This window comes from Paenarthrobacter sp. 10L412, from assembly GCF_056395565.1.
Map to the genome: position 1 here is coordinate 14,484 of NZ_JBFTJT010000016.1, position 15,182 is coordinate 29,665.

Annotated in this window: 17 protein-coding genes, 2 tRNA genes and 1 other RNA gene; 10 read left to right on the forward strand and 10 right to left on the reverse strand. The window is 60.3% G+C overall.

Annotation, left to right across the window (positions count from 1 at the left end; translation table 11 throughout):
• Positions 1–66 precede the first annotated feature (66 nt).
• Entirely contained in the window at positions 67–591 is a 525-nt protein-coding gene (gene msrA / locus AC1DD7_RS20015; RefSeq protein WP_477516311.1) for a peptide-methionine (S)-S-oxide reductase MsrA, read from the reverse strand.
• Between the two features lie 124 nt (positions 592–715).
• On the opposite strand from msrA, the gene AC1DD7_RS20020 reads away from it, so the two are divergent.
• Both AC1DD7_RS20020 and AC1DD7_RS20025 read left to right on the forward strand, forming a co-directional pair.
• Positions 716–1,627, forward strand: coding sequence for a Nif3-like dinuclear metal center hexameric protein (locus tag AC1DD7_RS20020; protein ID WP_431115498.1), 912 nt, complete (start codon positions 716–718; stop codon positions 1,625–1,627).
• Positions 1,628–1,717: 90 nt separating this feature from the next.
• On the forward strand, positions 1,718–2,455 hold the full coding sequence (locus AC1DD7_RS20025) for a zinc ribbon domain-containing protein (protein ID WP_477516312.1): 738 nt from the start codon (positions 1,718–1,720) through the stop codon (positions 2,453–2,455).
• 1 nt (position 2,456) lies between these two features.
• Here AC1DD7_RS20025 and AC1DD7_RS20030 read toward each other — a convergent pair whose 3' ends face one another.
• The gene (locus AC1DD7_RS20030) at positions 2,457–3,221 is read right to left on the reverse strand and encodes a YaaA family protein (protein WP_477516313.1); all 765 of its coding nucleotides are present in this window, start codon (positions 3,219–3,221) and stop codon (positions 2,457–2,459) included.
• A gap of 57 nt (positions 3,222–3,278) precedes the next feature.
• On the opposite strand from AC1DD7_RS20030, the gene rnpB reads away from it, so the two are divergent.
• The 4 genes from rnpB to AC1DD7_RS20050 all read left to right on the forward strand — a co-directional run bounded on the left by rnpB (position 3,279) and on the right by AC1DD7_RS20050 (position 6,646).
• An RNA gene (gene rnpB / locus AC1DD7_RS20035) (RNase P RNA component class A) lies at positions 3,279–3,670 on the forward strand.
• A 284-nt stretch (positions 3,671–3,954) separates the two neighbouring features.
• Positions 3,955–5,442 carry a glyceraldehyde-3-phosphate dehydrogenase gene (locus AC1DD7_RS20040; protein WP_431115493.1) on the forward strand — a complete coding sequence of 496 codons (1,488 nt, stop codon included), beginning with the start codon at positions 3,955–3,957 and terminating at the stop codon, positions 5,440–5,442.
• A 71-nt stretch (positions 5,443–5,513) separates the two neighbouring features.
• Positions 5,514–5,723, forward strand: coding sequence for a hypothetical protein (locus tag AC1DD7_RS20045; RefSeq protein ID WP_477516314.1), 210 nt, complete (start codon positions 5,514–5,516; stop codon positions 5,721–5,723).
• A 122-nt stretch (positions 5,724–5,845) separates the two neighbouring features.
• Positions 5,846–6,646, forward strand: coding sequence for an HNH endonuclease family protein (locus AC1DD7_RS20050; protein WP_477516315.1), 801 nt, complete (start codon positions 5,846–5,848; stop codon positions 6,644–6,646).
• On the opposite strand, the gene AC1DD7_RS20055 is transcribed toward AC1DD7_RS20050, so the two are convergent.
• The 4 genes from AC1DD7_RS20055 to orn form a co-directional block, all read right to left on the reverse strand.
• Positions 6,631–7,500: an acyltransferase domain-containing protein gene (locus AC1DD7_RS20055; protein WP_477516316.1), complete on the reverse strand. Its 870-nt coding sequence runs from the start codon at positions 7,498–7,500 to the stop codon at positions 6,631–6,633. The two genes, AC1DD7_RS20050 and AC1DD7_RS20055, sit on opposite strands and share 16 nt — an antisense overlap.
• Before the next feature lie 4 nt (positions 7,501–7,504).
• Complete coding sequence (gene def / locus AC1DD7_RS20060; protein WP_477516317.1) at positions 7,505–8,077, reverse strand: peptide deformylase; 573 nt, start codon at positions 8,075–8,077, stop codon at positions 7,505–7,507.
• A 136-nt stretch (positions 8,078–8,213) separates the two neighbouring features.
• A tRNA-His gene (locus AC1DD7_RS20065) sits at positions 8,214–8,286 on the reverse strand.
• Positions 8,287–8,418: 132 nt separating this feature from the next.
• The gene (gene orn / locus AC1DD7_RS20070) at positions 8,419–9,054 is read right to left on the reverse strand and encodes an oligoribonuclease (protein WP_224090726.1); all 636 of its coding nucleotides are present in this window, start codon (positions 9,052–9,054) and stop codon (positions 8,419–8,421) included.
• Positions 9,055–9,203: 149 nt separating this feature from the next.
• Here orn and mptB point away from each other — a divergent pair, with 149 nt between their 5' ends.
• The gene (mptB, locus tag AC1DD7_RS20075; RefSeq protein ID WP_431115488.1) at positions 9,204–10,760 is read left to right on the forward strand and encodes a polyprenol phosphomannose-dependent alpha 1,6 mannosyltransferase MptB; all 1,557 of its coding nucleotides are present in this window, start codon (positions 9,204–9,206) and stop codon (positions 10,758–10,760) included.
• A 38-nt stretch (positions 10,761–10,798) separates the two neighbouring features.
• Here the strand turns inward: mptB and AC1DD7_RS20080 are convergent, their stop codons facing one another.
• Complete coding sequence (locus AC1DD7_RS20080; RefSeq protein WP_431115487.1) at positions 10,799–11,485, reverse strand: DNA alkylation repair protein; 687 nt, start codon at positions 11,483–11,485, stop codon at positions 10,799–10,801.
• Between the two features lie 185 nt (positions 11,486–11,670).
• Between AC1DD7_RS20080 and map the strand changes: the two genes are divergently transcribed.
• Complete coding sequence (map, locus tag AC1DD7_RS20085; protein ID WP_477516318.1) at positions 11,671–12,438, forward strand: type I methionyl aminopeptidase; 768 nt, start codon at positions 11,671–11,673, stop codon at positions 12,436–12,438.
• A gap of 69 nt (positions 12,439–12,507) precedes the next feature.
• Here the strand turns inward: map and AC1DD7_RS20090 are convergent, their stop codons facing one another.
• Positions 12,508–13,107 (reverse strand): GNAT family N-acetyltransferase, encoded by a 600-nt coding sequence (locus AC1DD7_RS20090; protein WP_477516319.1) that lies wholly within the window; start codon positions 13,105–13,107, stop codon positions 12,508–12,510.
• Between the two features lie 69 nt (positions 13,108–13,176).
• Complete coding sequence (locus AC1DD7_RS20095) at positions 13,177–13,734, reverse strand: single-stranded DNA-binding protein (RefSeq protein WP_477516320.1); 558 nt, start codon at positions 13,732–13,734, stop codon at positions 13,177–13,179.
• 221 nt (positions 13,735–13,955) lie between these two features.
• Between AC1DD7_RS20095 and AC1DD7_RS20100 the strand changes: the two genes are divergently transcribed.
• A tRNA-Arg gene (locus AC1DD7_RS20100) sits at positions 13,956–14,028 on the forward strand.
• 70 nt (positions 14,029–14,098) lie between these two features.
• Here the strand turns inward: AC1DD7_RS20100 and AC1DD7_RS20105 are convergent.
• Complete coding sequence (locus AC1DD7_RS20105; RefSeq protein ID WP_477516321.1) at positions 14,099–14,545, reverse strand: SRPBCC family protein; 447 nt, start codon at positions 14,543–14,545, stop codon at positions 14,099–14,101.
• A gap of 148 nt (positions 14,546–14,693) precedes the next feature.
• On the opposite strand from AC1DD7_RS20105, the gene AC1DD7_RS20110 reads away from it, so the two are divergent.
• Complete coding sequence (locus AC1DD7_RS20110; protein WP_477516322.1) at positions 14,694–15,137, forward strand: DUF6993 domain-containing protein; 444 nt, start codon at positions 14,694–14,696, stop codon at positions 15,135–15,137.
• Positions 15,138–15,182 lie beyond the last annotated feature (45 nt).

Genomic DNA, 15,182 nt, shown 5'->3' on the forward strand with positions numbered 1-15,182 from the left:
GAAGATTATGCCTATCTCTGAAGAGGGAATGCTGAGGTCAGCCTAACCAGCCGCATGGAAACCCTGCTAAGCAGTTAGCCATGCAGAGTAATATTTCCGCGCTTTGGCCAGTTTTGGATTGATGATGACCTGGCAATAACCCTGGTACGGGAATTTGGCGTAATAGTTCTGATGGACTTCCTCTGCCTCATGGAACTCAGGTAGCCGGCTCACTTCCGTCACGATCGGATCGGCCCAGAGTGCTTGGGCACGCTCGATGGCTTCTTCGAAGAGGATCTTTTCCTCCGTCGTGGTGTAGAACATTGACGAGCGGTATTGGGTGCCTGTGTCGTAGCCTTGCCGGTTCAACGTGGTGGGGTCGTGCAACGCGAAGAACATGTCCAGAATGACTTCCTCCGGCACCACGGATTCATCGAATGTCACCGCAACCACCTCTGCATGACCGGTCGTTCCCGAGCAGACGTCGTAATAGTCAGGGTTGCGGACATGGCCTCCCGTGTAGCCGGAGACCACGGAACTGACACCGCGGGTTTTCTGGTACACGGCATCAAGGCACCAGAAGCATCCACCACCAAGTACAAAAGTTTTCATGATCTCTTCAATGGATTGGAGGGCCTGATGATTCCCGCAATACCTTACGGGACAATAACGCCGCTGGGCAGGTACGGCAGCAACCAAAACTGCCCCATCGGGTCCAGTAGGTAAGAATAAGAGTATGGAAGCAGTAGACACCGCCATTTCTGATGCGGATTCCAGCGACGACGCCGGGACGGTGGAAGCAAGCGGGGACCCGACCCTTGGCCAGGTGTTGCTTGCTGTTGAGGAACTCTGGCCGGAGTCCTTGGCTGAGGATTGGGATGAGGTAGGCCTCGTGGTGGGCCGCCCCAACACGCCGATCACCAGAATCCTTTTTGCCGTGGATCCCACCCTGGCTGTCATCGACGAGGCCATTGAATGGGGTGCCGGGCTCCTGATTACGCATCATCCGTTGTTGCTCAAAGGCGTGAACTCCGTCGCGGCCACCTCCGCGAAGGGCTTGGCCGTGCACCGGCTTATCGAAGCAGGCACCGGACTCCTGACCGTCCACACCAACGGTGACTCCGCCGTCGGGGGCGTATCGGACGTGTTGGCGGACGCTTTTGGCCTGGAAAATGTTGCTCCACTTACCCCTGCCGCCAATGGCTTGCCCGAGGAAGGCATTGGCCGGGTTGGTGATCTTCCTGAGCTCATGACCCTGGGTGATTTCGCTGCCCGCGTCTTTGGGATGCTCCCCGCGGTGGCCGGAGGGGTTCGCGTGGCCGGCGACAAGGACGGTCTGCTGCGGCGGGTCGCCGTCTGTGGTGGGGCTGGGGACAGCTTGTTCGACGCCGTCAGGGCCAGCAACGCAGATGTGTATGTGACAGCGGACATGCGGCACCATCCGGCGTCGGAGGCGCGGGAAGGTGCCGTCAACGGCCGTCCGTACCTCATTGACGTCTCGCATTTTGCCAGCGAATGGCTGTGGCTGCCCGTAGCCGCGGAAGCGCTCGGCAATGTACTGGGTGATCAGGGCTACGACGTCGAGATCCGCGTGAGCAGCACCAACAGCGATCCCTGGGACTTCATACTCACTCCCGGCGGGGACTAGAGTCTAGAAGATACGGACGATCCCAATGAACATGGGCCGTCCAGCCGGAACTGATCCCCAGGCCCGGAAGCGATACAAGCGGAGGTAAGCGTGGCGAAAGCAGCACCGGCAGAACAACTGAAATTGCTTGAACTGCAGGGACTGGATGCCAAGCTCAAATCGTTGGCCGGCCGCCGGAAGGTGCTGGAAACGGATCCGCGGATAGCTGACCTGCAGGATGCACTGAACGTAGCCAATGGTGAACTTGGCGCTGCCAAGATGGCACTGCACGACGCCGAAGCTGAACTGCGTCGTTCCGAAGCGGACGTGGAGCAGGTCGCCTCCCGCATCGAACGTGACGAAGCCAGGCTCAACAGCGGAACCGGTCTCTCCAAGGACCTGGTGGCGCTTCAGAGTGACATCGCATCCCTTAACAAGCGCCGCTCCGACCTGGAGGACGTTGAGCTTGAAATCCTGGAGCGTTTGGACGCCCTGCGGGAACGCCAGGCCGCGCAACAGGCAATCGTGGATGACATCCAGGGTTCATTTGCCGGCATTCGCGCCGAATTGGATGAAGCGATTGCTGAGATCGCGGCCGAGGAAACCGTGGTCCGCGGGCAACGTGCCGCTTTCGCGGAGGCCCTGGACGCCGGAATGCTTGCAGTCTATGAGAAGACGATTGCCAGGCGCGGTGTCGGCGCCGCCAGGCTCTTCCACGGTAAATCGGAAGGTTCAGGGATGATGCTCAGCCCCGGCGACCTCGCTGAAGTCAAAGCTGCGGCTGACGACGACATCGTTTTTTGCCCAGACTCCGGATGCATCCTGGTCCGTTCGGCCGAGTGGAACTGACCTAGCTGCCCAGAATGATGTTAAGGGCGTGTGGCTTGCGGGCCGTGCCGGGGACGAGTTCCGCCCGCCAGATCTCTTTGGCCGCTTTCAGCAGTTGATCAGGTGATGCGGGCGCCTTCCCGCGCCTGGTCACCAGATGCCTGGCAAACTCACCCCGCGTGTGTTTGGCGAAGTGGCTGACCACCGTGCGTTTGCCGTTTGCCTCGTTGAAAACATTCACTGTGACGGTCTGCGCTGCTGGGGGAGCCCACGCCGCTGCATACGTGCTGGAACGGCAATCAACCAGCAATTCTCCTTCAGCCCGTTTCGCGAGGGCCTCATTCAGGTTCGGCTTCCAGAAGGAGGCGAGGCGTCCGACGTCGGGCAGTGCCGTTCCCATGGACAGCCGGTAAGCCGGCACATGGTCACCAAAACCGATGGCACCCCACAGTGCCGAAACCACCAAAATCGATTCGGTTGCCTTGCGTCGTTGGGCCGGCGTCATGGAATTGAAGCCGAGCGCGTCATACAGGACTCCGGAGTACACCTGGTGGGCCGGCGCCGCCGGTTCTGCGTGCAGCCGGGTATTACGTTCGACGTCGTCCTTCAGCGAGGCGCCGACGCCAAGCAATGCCAGGGCGTCCTCGTGCGCGCTGACGGTGCCCAACGATTCCAGGACCTTGGCCCGGTACGGGTTGAGCTCCGGAAAGCTGAGCGACTCCCATTCGACGGCGGGACCTTTGACGGCGGGGGTCTTGCCTTCGGAAGGCGGCAGCAGAATCAGCACCAGACGATATTACCGGGGACCGAGGCAACCCTCGACGCCGGTAGACTGTACGGCGGATGGGTTGACCAGGCGGTCGCGCGTCACGGAAGTGGCTCGAGGAACGTCCGGGCTCCGCAGAGCAGGGTGGTGGGTAACGCCCACTCGGGGTAACCCGCAGGCCAGTGCCACAGAAAACAGACCGCCTGCGCGTGGTGGTGCTTGCATCAGCACGCGGCAGGTAAGGGTGAAACGGTGGTGTAAGAGACCACCAGCTCCCTGGGTGACCGGGGAGGCTAGGTAAACCCCACCCGGAGCAAGGCCAGACAGGACACGTTTGAGGGCTGCTCGCCCGAGTGTCCGGGTAGGCTGCTGGAGGGCGTCGGCAACGGCGTTCGTAGATGGATGGCCGCCACTCCTTTGCCGGCAACGGCAAAGGATGACAGAACCCGGCGTATCGGTCAACCCATCCACATTTGCCACTGAGGTCCCGGGCATATGACGTCCATTGTGACTGCCATGTGAGTGATTTCACGCCCCCCGGCACCCAAGAGGGCGCCCTTCCGCCTTAGACTTGTTATGAACGTAGATGTTCTGCCGCCGGGACTGCGTTCGCAGCCGGCGGTCTTTTCTTTGCAATCGTTCAAGGCGCTGTGGGTGGACCGAAGCCCGGCCAGTGCCCGTGCCGCAGGATTACTCCGGGCGGCCGCCATCTGCATACGAGGACGTATGTGGTTGACCCAAGGAAGGTAGTTCTGTGAGCCAGACGTCAGATTCTTGTCTTGATAAGTGGATGGGCCGGGAGGCTCTCGCCGAGGCCATGATTCCGGTGATCGGCCGGTTGTACCGGGAAAACAACGTGGTCACGAGCATCCACGGCCGGAGCCTGATCAACAAGTCGACCATGAACATCCTGAAGGCCCACCGCTTTGCGCGCCGGATGAGCAACACCGAGCTGCTGCTCGAAGAAACCGCACCCCTGTTGAACGCTCTTGCTGAGCTGGAACTCGGTGCGGCTGCAATCGACATTGCCCGCCTCACGGAGAAGTTCCGCGTCGAGGGCCACGGCACCTCCTTGGATGAGTTCCTGCGGGCAGAGCTCGCCGAAATCGTCGGAAAGCGTGGCGCTGATGACCGCACCAGCACCGACGTCGTGCTGTACGGCTTTGGCCGCATCGGCCGCCTCCTTGCCCGCATCCTGATTGAAAAGGCCGGTGGCGGGCATGGCCTGCGGCTGCGTGCCATCGTTGTCCGCAAGGGCGCCGAGAACGACCTCGTCAAGCGTGCCAGCCTCCTGCGCCGCGACTCCGTACACGGTTCCTTTGAAGGAACCATCCGCGTGGACGAAGAAGCCAACACCATCACCGCCAACGGCGTTCAGGTCCAGGTCATCTACTCCGACAACCCCGCCACCGTGGACTACACCGCCTACGGCATCAAGGATGCCCTGGTAGTGGACAACACCGGACGTTGGCGCGATGCGGAGGGCCTGTCCCAGCACCTGCAGAGCAAGGGCGTTTCGCGCGTCCTGCTGACGGCTCCGGGCAAGGGCGATCTGAAGAACATCGTCCACGGAATCAACCAGTCCGACATCTCCGATGACGACAAGATCGTCACGGCTGCGTCGTGCACAACCAACGCCATTACTCCGGTACTGAAGGCCATCAACGATAAATTCGGTATCATCCACGGCCATGTTGAAACGGTGCACTCGTTCACGAACGACCAAAACCTCATCGACAACTTCCACAAGGGAGACCGCCGCGGCCGTTCGGCAGCGCTGAACATGGTTATCACGGAGACAGGCGCAGCCAAGGCTGTTGCCAAGGCGCTTCCGGAACTTCAGGGCAAGCTCACCGGTAACGCGATCCGCGTACCTACCCCGGATGTGTCGATGGCGATCCTGAACCTCAACCTTGCGAACGGCACCACACGCGATGAGGTCAACGACTACCTCCGCGAAATGTCGCTGCACTCGCCGTTGCGCAAGCAGATCGACTACATCGACTCGCCGGACGTTGTCTCCACCGACTTCGTTGGTTCCCGCCGCGCAGGCATCGTCGACGGTCTGGCCACTATTTCCAACGACAAGAACCTCGTGCTCTACGTTTGGTACGACAACGAATTCGGCTACTCCTGCCAGGTGGTCCGCGTCATGGAGGAAATGGCCGGCGTCAACCCGCCGTCCTTCCCCGCCCGCGACATCGTGGCGCCTATTGCAGTCCTTGAGGCAGCCAACGCCTAAGCCGGGAAGTATTCACGGGTTTCCCGGCTGTGTTACTGGTATCAGCCGGGAAACCTGACCAAAATGGGTTCATGGAAAATGAATCGACTTTGGAACACGAGACAACGCTGGAACACGCGCTGGATGTAGCACGGGCCAACCACAAGCAGGCACAGAAACTGCTGGACCAGGCCATGGCAGCAAACGCCGCCGGGGACGTCAGCGACGAACGCGTCCAGCAATTGCGTACGCTGCTGGAGGTGGCTGCTGAAGACCTCCAACGCGTTATGCGTGAGCAGTAACCCGGGGAAGTTCCCCGTCACTGCAGTGTGACTTCTCCTACACACTGTGGATATCGGCTCTGACTGTCGGTGGCGTGTCCTACGCTCGAAGGACACCACCCACCCCGACTGGACGGAGCCCCTTGAGTATCACCTGGTCTGCCTACAAACGCGCGCGCAGACGATCCCGCCAAGCCTGGGCCATTCTAGGATTAGTGGCCGCAACCCTGGTGGCAGGACTGTCTTGGTTCTTCACCACGGGCCAGTTCAACGCGGCCGAGCCATGGGTCTCCGGTCCCAGTGATGCGCCGGTATTTAATCCGGCTTGGATGAAACCCATTACCGGCATCGAAGCCGTTCCCGCGGAGAAGGCAAGCGCGGCACTGGCACAGCTGGAAGTTAAGGGACGGGCATCCCAGGAAGACTATGAGCGAACCGCATTCGGCCAGGCGTGGCTGGATGCCGATCGAAACGGGTGCGATACCAGGAACGACATCCTGCGCAGGGACCTGTCGTCAGTGGAGTTCACCAACGGTTCCTCATGCAAGGTTGCCATTGGAGAGTTTCAGGAACCCTACACGGGCGCCCACGTGACCTTCCGTCGGGGCCAGGACACCAGCGCTGATGTTCAGATTGACCACATTGTTGCCCTGGCCGACGCATGGCAGAAGGGTGCCAAGCAATTAACCGTCCAGCAACGCCAAAGGCTGGCAAATGATCCGTTGAACCTGATTGCCGCTGATGGGCCCGAGAATGTGAAGAAGGGCGCAGGCGACGCCGCCACCTGGCTCCCGCCGAACAAGAACTTCCGGTGTCATTACGTAGCACGGCAGATCTCCGTCAAGGCAGCCTACAAGCTCTGGGTTACGCAGGCGGAGAAGGACGCCATGATGCGCGTCCTCTCTTCTTGCCCGGATCAGCAGACCATTTACAGCGTCAGGTGACCGTGTCCCAGTTGCCAGGTACCGCCGTCGTCGATTCTCTCAAGGACTATGCGCTGGAGCGAAGTTTCCCGGGGTAGTTTGTCCAGGTTCTCCAGCCCCCGCTGCCGAAACGTGAAGTACACGGCATCCGTGGGGGCATCGGTGCGCCGATCCAGCGTGAAACGGCGGGCGAAGGATGCGATGTTGCTGTTTGGAAGCCTTTCAACCAAGTAAGGATCCAGCATCCAGGACTCGCACGTGGCCACAGTGGCCGGCTTATCCGGGAAATAGTGGGGAAAGAACGAGCGCGCCTCGTCAAAGCTGGCGTCGACCAGCGCGGGGGAGAGGCCGCCGTCCTCAGGAATGTGGACGCCCAGGACCCAACCGGATGTGTATGCCACGTTGCCCGCTGGCCCGTCGTCACGCCCGCTTCGAATCAAATGGAATTGCAACCGGCCGAGCCGGAACAGATTCCCCGCCATATGTAACGTCAGCCAGCTCCAGGTGTCCAAACCGAAATGTCCATGGACGCGGCGGTTGATGCGGAGCTGGAGCCCCGCGTCAGCCAGGGTGGCTGCTGATACGTCGGCGCTGATTCCCAACTCCAAATGGTATGCGTGGACTCTGGGCGCGAAGCGGAGCAGTGCTTCGACCCAGACGGTCTCGCGGGGCTGGCCGGGAGAAATCGGGTTGGGCGAAACTGCGTCGGGCGAAATACTATCGGCCGGAAAAGTGCCAAGCCGTTGCTGCAGCAGCTCCAATGCTTCCACGACGAGGCCACTGGGGTTTCCGTCCAAGAGCGCGGCGCATTCCATGGCGTCCTCGCCTGTAATGTCCAGGAGCTGAAACACCTCTGCATGGCGTTCTTGGTTCATCGGATCAGTGTCCGAAAGGATCAGGGTCGACGCCAGGCATCCATGTCAGTCCGGGAACGCCCCAACCGTTCTTCTTGGCCTGCTTCATTGCCTTCCTGGCATATCGGTCCACAAGGCGGTTTACGTAAAGCTTGCCGTCCAAATGGTCGTACTCGTGTTGCATGACTCGGGCGAACCAGCCCGTAGCTTCGAAGTCGACAGGGCTTCCGTCACCGTCAAAGCCTTGGACACGGGCCCACTCGGCGCGCTGCAGAGGGTAGTGCTCTCCGGGGAAGGACAGGCAGCCCTCTATGTGCTCTTCCGGGTCCGGGAGGGCTCCGGAGATCTTTGAGAGGGTCAAGACGGGATTGACCAGAACGCCTTGCTCAGGCGCGTCGTCGTCGTTGGCGTACTTATACACAAAGATGCGCTTCCCGACTCCCACCTGGGGTGCGGCGAGGCCCACTCCGTTCGCGGCTTCATTGGTTTCGAACATGTCCGCGATGAGTTTTCGGAGATCGTCATCGAATACTTCGACTTCGCTTGCCCGACGGTGCAAAACGGGTTCGCCCCAAATGGTCACTGGCAGGACGGTCATGTCAGCTCTTCCTTAGTCGATCGCTGTGTTCCGGAAGCAACCCATGGGACTGCAGACGGGCCAAAACAAAACAAAGGCCGCACCGGATAACCGGTGCGGCCTTTGTGGAAACCGGCTTTTGAGCCAATCTCGGCGGGGTGAGCGACGGGGGTTGAACCCGCGACCTCCTGGACCACAACCAGGCGCTCTGCCAACTGAGCTACGCCCACCATGTGCCTTTTCCGGTAAGTCCGTATGACCGGCATTCCGTGAAGGCAACGACAAATAGCTTACCTGCTGTTTTGGGGTGAAAAGTCCACTTTTGCCGGTTTCGACGAAAAAACCTTCAAAAATGGCGCAGATCACATAGTTTCTGTTGAACCCAGAGTCTCAGCAGTGGCCGTGATGTCCTTGGAGATGCGCTGGGCTGTGGCAGTATCCGGTCCCGGCGCTGGGACAAACACGGCCTGCCTGTAGTAGCGGAGCTCATCGATGGAATCCTTGATGTCTCCCAGTGCGCGGTGTCCGCCATGCTTGGCCGGCGACTGGAAGTAGGCCCGCGGGAACCAGCGGCGCGAGAGTTCCTTGATGGTACTGACATCGATGACGCGATAGTGGAGGTGCTCCACAATGTTCGGCATGTCCCTGGCCAGGAACATCCGGTCCGTGCCCACCGAGTTGCCTCCCAACGGGGCCTTGCGGGGGTCCGGAACCCACTTCTCGATGTACTCAAGCACCTGCGCCTCGGCCTCGGCCATCGTCTTGCCGTGGGGGAGTTCGTCAAGGAGTTTGGAGCGCGTGTGCATGTCGCGAACGAAGTCGTTCATCTGCTCCAGCGCGGCGTCGTCGGGCTTGATGACGACGTCCACGCCATCGCCCAGGATGTTGAGCTCGGAGTCCGTCACGAGCGCCGCAACCTCGATCAGGGCGTCGTTCTTGAGGTCCAAGCCGGTCATTTCGCAGTCAATCCAGACGATGCGTTCATTAGTAATAGGCACGCGCCTAGCCTATCGTTCAGGCGGTTCCAACTGCTCCGATGGTAGGATTTTTGAGCACGGCAGTGTCCTTTCTTCCTGTCGTGGACAGCCCCCAGAGATTCAGATTTCTGTCCCGGAACGCAACGGGCAAACGATTGGATGAAGACCACATGACGGTGCCTGTACCCGCCGCCCAGAAGGCAGGGAAAGAAGCGCCGCCTGCGGATGCTGCTGCCAGCGAAGTGGATAACGCCAGGTCCCCGCTGATCGCCGGTTTCATTGGTTCGATGTTCCTTGTCTTCGGCTCGCTGGGCGTTGGCTGGCTCGCTCCAGTGTCTGAACTTCGCCGGCTTCCGCTTTTCATCTGGATGCGTACCGAAGGTGTGGGCGTCGCGCTGTCCATCGTCCTGCTGGCTGTTGGTGGCATGCTGCTTGTCCGGGCTTGGCTGCGCCTGGGGCAACGTGTCCGGGTCTGGGGACTCCAAGCCCGCAAGGCCACCTTGCAGGCTGTGGTGGCCTGGGGACTGCCCATGATGTTCACTGTCCCGCTGTTCAGTAGGGACGTCTACGCCTACATCGGGCAAGGCAGACTCATGGTTGAGGGAATGAATCCCTATGAGAACGGGATTTCCGCCCTCCCGAACTACTTCCAATTGGGTGCCGACAAGATGTGGACGGAAGCTCCCGTTCCCTACGGTCAGCTCTTCCTTTGGATCGAACAATTTGTTGTTTGGGTGACCAATGTCCAACCTGAGGCTTGCATCATGCTGTTCAGGCTGGTGGCAGTTGCGGGCGTCATACTTTGCATCATCTACGTACCCAAGCTGGCAGAACTCCACGGCGTCAATCCGCACCGTGCACTATGGTTGACAGCCGCCAACCCCCTCTTTCTCACCAACTTCATTGCCAGTGTCCATAACGACGCCCTCATGATTGGGCTGGCCTTGGCAGGCCTGTACTACTGCGCCACCCGCCGGGTGGTCCTGGGCCTGGTGCTGGTAACACTCTCCATTTCGGTCAAGCCAATTACGGTGGTCTTCCTGCCCTTTATTGGCTTGCTTTGGGCGGGCAAGGGTGCGTCATGGCCGCGCAAGATCCTTTTCTGGTTCCTGACAGCCGCCCTGACCTTTGGCCTCCTGTACGCCATGAGCCTGGTCAACGGGTTTGGGTTTGGATGGGTGAAGGGTTTGTCGGCCCCTGGGAGCGTCTGGATTTGGTACGCACCCATCGGCTTGATTGGCCTCGTTGTCGCGTCGATCTTCAACGTCTTTGGACTTGACGGCTGGGGCATGGCCAAGTGGGTTTACGACGCCGGAAAAGTGCTGATGGTGGGAGCCATCGCCTGGCAGGTCTTCCGGGGAGAACACGACCGCCTGATGCGCAGGCTCACCTTGGCCTTTGCGGCGATCGTCCTGTTGGCTCCGATGATCCAGTCGTGGTACGTCGTGTGGCTGATTCCGTTGTTTGCGGTGACGGGCATACGCAATGACTGGCAGGTGAAGGCGGTCTACTTCGTGGTGTCGTTCTTCATGGTTTACGCCATCTCAGACCAACTGGATGTGTTCCCCTACCTTCAGAGCGAGGATCTTGGCCTTGCCCTGACACTGGCGCGGAACGCGGCAGCCATCATCGCGCTCCTGTTTGCCGTTTACTTGATCTTCGTGGATCCGAAGACGAAGAGCCTCTTCCGTAAGCGCGACGAGCCAGGCCTGCGCCCGATCATCTGAGGATTGCCTGAGTCTTCTGACCGCTCATGGTGGGATGCTTAATGGGACGAAAGAAGCCGTATTGCTTCGCGTGTGGAGAGCGGGCTGAGGGCAGGAGCATTCTCTGCGGCGAATGCCCTGACCCACTCAGGGTTTGTCTTGCTGTACTCCCGCAAGGCCCATCCGATGGCCTTCCGGATGAAGAACTCCTTGTCGGCAAGGTTGGGTTTGATAACAGCCGCCAGCAGTCCCGGGTCCGTCAGGCCCTTGGCTGCCAATTGGGCAGTGATGGACGCCCTTCGGATCCACATGTCCTGGTCCGTGGACCATTGGAGCAAAAGAGGCGTCATGGTGGACCTGTGGGCAAGCAGGAGTGCGCAGAGACGGTGGGCCACTCCGTCGACGAGGTCCCACCAGGCGCCAGTGCGAATTATTTCCTCATAAACCGGCAGCATGGCAAGGTCTTCCTTGACCATTGGCAGGCCCGTCAACTCAATGGCTGCATATCGTTCTTCGCGTGCCTGGGCATTCCGCCACAAATCAAGAACGGCCTCGCGAAGGCTGACCGGTGAAGAGATGGGAAACTGCTTGGCTGCGGCCTTGGCGATCCTGCGCACCTCAGGAACCCGGATCCCCCACGAGGGCATATCCGACTTCATATAGGCCTGGGCTCCCCGGGCACGCTCAGCGTCCCCGGCGGAGCGAAGTGTTGACCGGATGGCCTCAAGCAAGTCCTTGTTCTCCATGCCCCAACTCTATGACCGGCCGTCCTGGGAAGTATTCAACCGGGAACTCCCCTTTGTTCTCCACCTCATGCAGCCACCTGCCCCACGTAGAGTGGAACCAATGGCCAGCGGGTCCCACGATGATCCCGAACATCCAATGATCCCGAACAGCGAATGATCCCGCCCAGCAAAAACGGAGGAATCCCATGTCCATGCTGAAGACACCAGATCAGATCTCGGTGATGCGCGAGGCCGGCAGGGTGGTGGCCAAGGCCTTGGCAGCGGTCAAGGAGCATGCGGACGTCGGTGTTTCCCTCAAGGAACTGGATGAGGTTGCTGCGGACGTTATTGAAGGCGCGGGGGCCAAACCGGCCTTCCTGGATTACCACCCGCGGTGGGCAGCCGTCCCGTTTCCCGGGGTGATCTGTGCCAGTGTCAATGATGCGGTGGTGCATGGAATTCCAAATGGCTACGTCCTCCAGGACGGGGACCTTCTTAGTGTGGATTGCGGCGCCTTCCTTGAAGGCTGGTGCGGAGATGCTGCCATCAGCTTCATCGTGGGGACGGCAGATCCGGTGGACCAGGCACTGATCGATGCCACCGACGCTGCGCTCGCCCGGGGTATCGAAGCTGCCCGTGTGGGCAACAAGATGGGCGACCTCGCCTATGCAATCGGTGGCGAGGCCAAACGTGCTGGATACGGTTTGTTGGCCGATCACGGGGGCCACGGTATCGGCCGCACAATGCACGCTGAACCGCCGGTCCCCAACATCGGCAGGCCGGGCAGGGGCATCAAGCTTGAAGACGGGTTGGTCATCGCCATCGAACCAATGCTCATCCTGGGCGGTAAGGATGACTACTACCACGATGACGATGAGTGGACTCTGCGCTCAGCCAGCGGAAACAAAGCCGCCCATAGTGAGCACACCGTCGCTATCACAGCTGATGGACCAATGATCCTCACCCTGCCGTAGCTCCCTCGAAGTCAGTTGACCACTCTGGCAGCGCCTTGGGTTTTTGCCTTGGTTTCTTCTGTGGGATTCTTATACGGCCTTGTTGTTGAGGCGAACGATGGCGCGCCCGGGAATGGGAGTTGAAACCACGGAGAACCCGCCTTCAATGAACAGCGAAACCGTGCCGTGATACAAGTCGGACGGACCAGCCTTTGGACGAGGGCTGGTGTCGATGGGATACGCCTCAAGGGTAGTAGCGCCCTTATTGAAGGCATGGTTCACGGCTGCCCGGAGTAACGTCCCGGCAACACCTGATCGCCGATGATTCGGTGAAACCACAAAACAGCTCACCGACCAAAGAGTTCCAAAGTCAACGGGCGGCAGGTCCGCTGCCCGAAGAAGCTGCGACCGTTCTATGCGGGGATAGTTTGCCCGCGGTTCCACAGCGCACCAGCCGACCGCCTGACCACCCCGGAATGCCAGCACCCCTGGCTCTGGATCCTCGTCGAAGCGTGCCCGCAGGAGCTCCTTGAGTTCGTTTGGTGCCTTGGACCTGAACTCCTTGCCGGGGAGGGCGAACCAGCGGCACCAACACCGGGATGGCTCGCCCTTGACCCCGAATAATTCCTCCACGGCCTCCCAGGATGCAGGAGCGGTCTCCAGCCGGGGAGCTGCTGCGTCGTATGCCATGCACCCAGAATAATCTCCACCCGCGGGGCTGGTCCCACGAGTTTCATCGCGGTCCCCCGACACGGAAGTTCAAGCCCCGGCACCCACCAACTCACCTGTGGTGGTGTTCACCACCAACGGACCGGCGCCGTCCGGATCATCGACGTCGACTGTTTCTGTCTCCTCCTCCGGCGGCGCTTGTTCGTTGTCGCCGGACTCCCACTCAGTCCCCGGATCTCCAAGCTTCCCGGCTGCCTCGCCGGACGGGTTCGAGTCAGCTGGAGCCGACGTCCCGTTCATCCGGGTGAAGTTCGCAGAGCCCCACATGAGATCGTGCCCGACTGATTCCGCGTCGACTTCTGCCACATGGTAGATCCTGCCCTCGTGTTCCCACTGCCGCAGGCGTAGCTTTCCGACGACGATGACGCGTTGACCCTTCTTCACGCTGCAGCCGACGTGGCCGGCTAAGTAGCGAAACGACTGCACGGTGTACCAGTTGGTATTCCCGTCCACCCATGTATTGCTGACCCGGTCATAGCGGCGTTCAGTTGTCCCAAGACGAAAGGAAGCAGTGGACGTACCGCGTGTAGTGGTCGAGCTCTTGACTTCCGAGGCTACAAAGCCTCGAAGAGTAATGGTGTCGTTCATGGTGGTCCTTCTCGATGTAGGAAAGTGCCCGTCCGGCCCTCTTAGCTTCATCCATTGCAACCCAGGTAGGGGAGTGCGGTCGTGGCCTATGTGAATAACTCCGGCTCGCAGGGTTGTTGTGGAGGGGAAGTGTCTGTAGGCGTGGCTGGCAGGCTGCAGTGGCGAATGCACTGTAAACTCTTTGTGGCGCCAGCGGCATAGGCTTGTATTGGCGCCTGTGCGCCCCAGTAGCTCAGGGGATAGAGCAGCGGCCTTCTAATCCGCCGGTCGGGGGTTCGATTCCCTCCTGGGGCACGAGAAATCCCCCGGAACCTACAGGGTTCCGGGGGATTGGTTCTTAACTGCCTGGCTCCTTGCCCCTGACTCAAGAAAGTTTGGGCTGCGACTCAAGAAATTCCTTGAGGTTTTGAAGAACCATGCGCCATGTTGCTGCGGAATGCTCCACTTCTTCTTCGCTCTTGTTGTTGCCCTGCGAAATAGTTACAGATGTTCCTTCGTCCGCATCGTCCAACCGGTATTCGACCGTGTGATAGCTCCCGGGGGAATCGGGAAGTCCCGATGATGGACTGTAGTGAGTGGTCTTCAAGAGCTGCAATGGTTCGAAGGCAAGGATGACGCCCTTGTCCTCGTATTCCTTGCCGTTGTACTCGCCGGAGTAAGTGATGGGATCGCCTACCCGCCACGTCGTTTCGACATTGGTTCCAAGGAAGTATTCCTTGATGAGGCCAGGCTCCGTAAGAGCCTTCCATACCTGCTCGCGCGGGGCGGCTACGGTGATCGATGCCTCGGCGTAGGGAATTTTTCCTTCCATGGGTTTCTCCTTCCCGCGGCCGCCGGTCCAGGCGCGCCACCACGTGGCCCACGCTACGCCCGCCCGCCGCCCATGGGAATGGCAGAATGGCTTTGTGATGAGCAGGGGAACCAGGGTGGAGCAGCCGAGTCGTGCAAGAAATTTTCAGTTGAACGCTAAGGCTGTCGGGACGGCACTGGTCATTGTTGCTGCGCTAGCGCTGCCTGCATGTGCCGCGTCCCCCAAAACACCCACCGCAGGCATCACCTCTTCAAGCCCCGCATCCCAACAGCCCGGCGGCGAAACGAGTATGGACCCCGAAGTAGTGGCCACGAGCACGGCCGTGGAGGCTGCATTGAAGAAAATCGTGGCCGCCAACCCCAAGCCGGATGCGGAATCCGTTCGCGCAGCCCTGGTATCGGCGGGCATTCCCAAAGCCAACGTGGAAGTGTCCGTCAGCCGGACGCCCACAGGTCTTGATGTCGATGCGTTGGAAGCTGCGGCGCTCGCAGGGGATAGTTGCGTCATGGGCCAGATCCGGGATGGAGGGGTCGTGATAAGCGTTCTGCCAGTACTTGCCACCGGGAAATGCTTCGTGGGCAGCGTCCGCTAGCAGCACTGCCCCAAGGAGCTGCTGGCAGGGCCCAATAGCACCGAA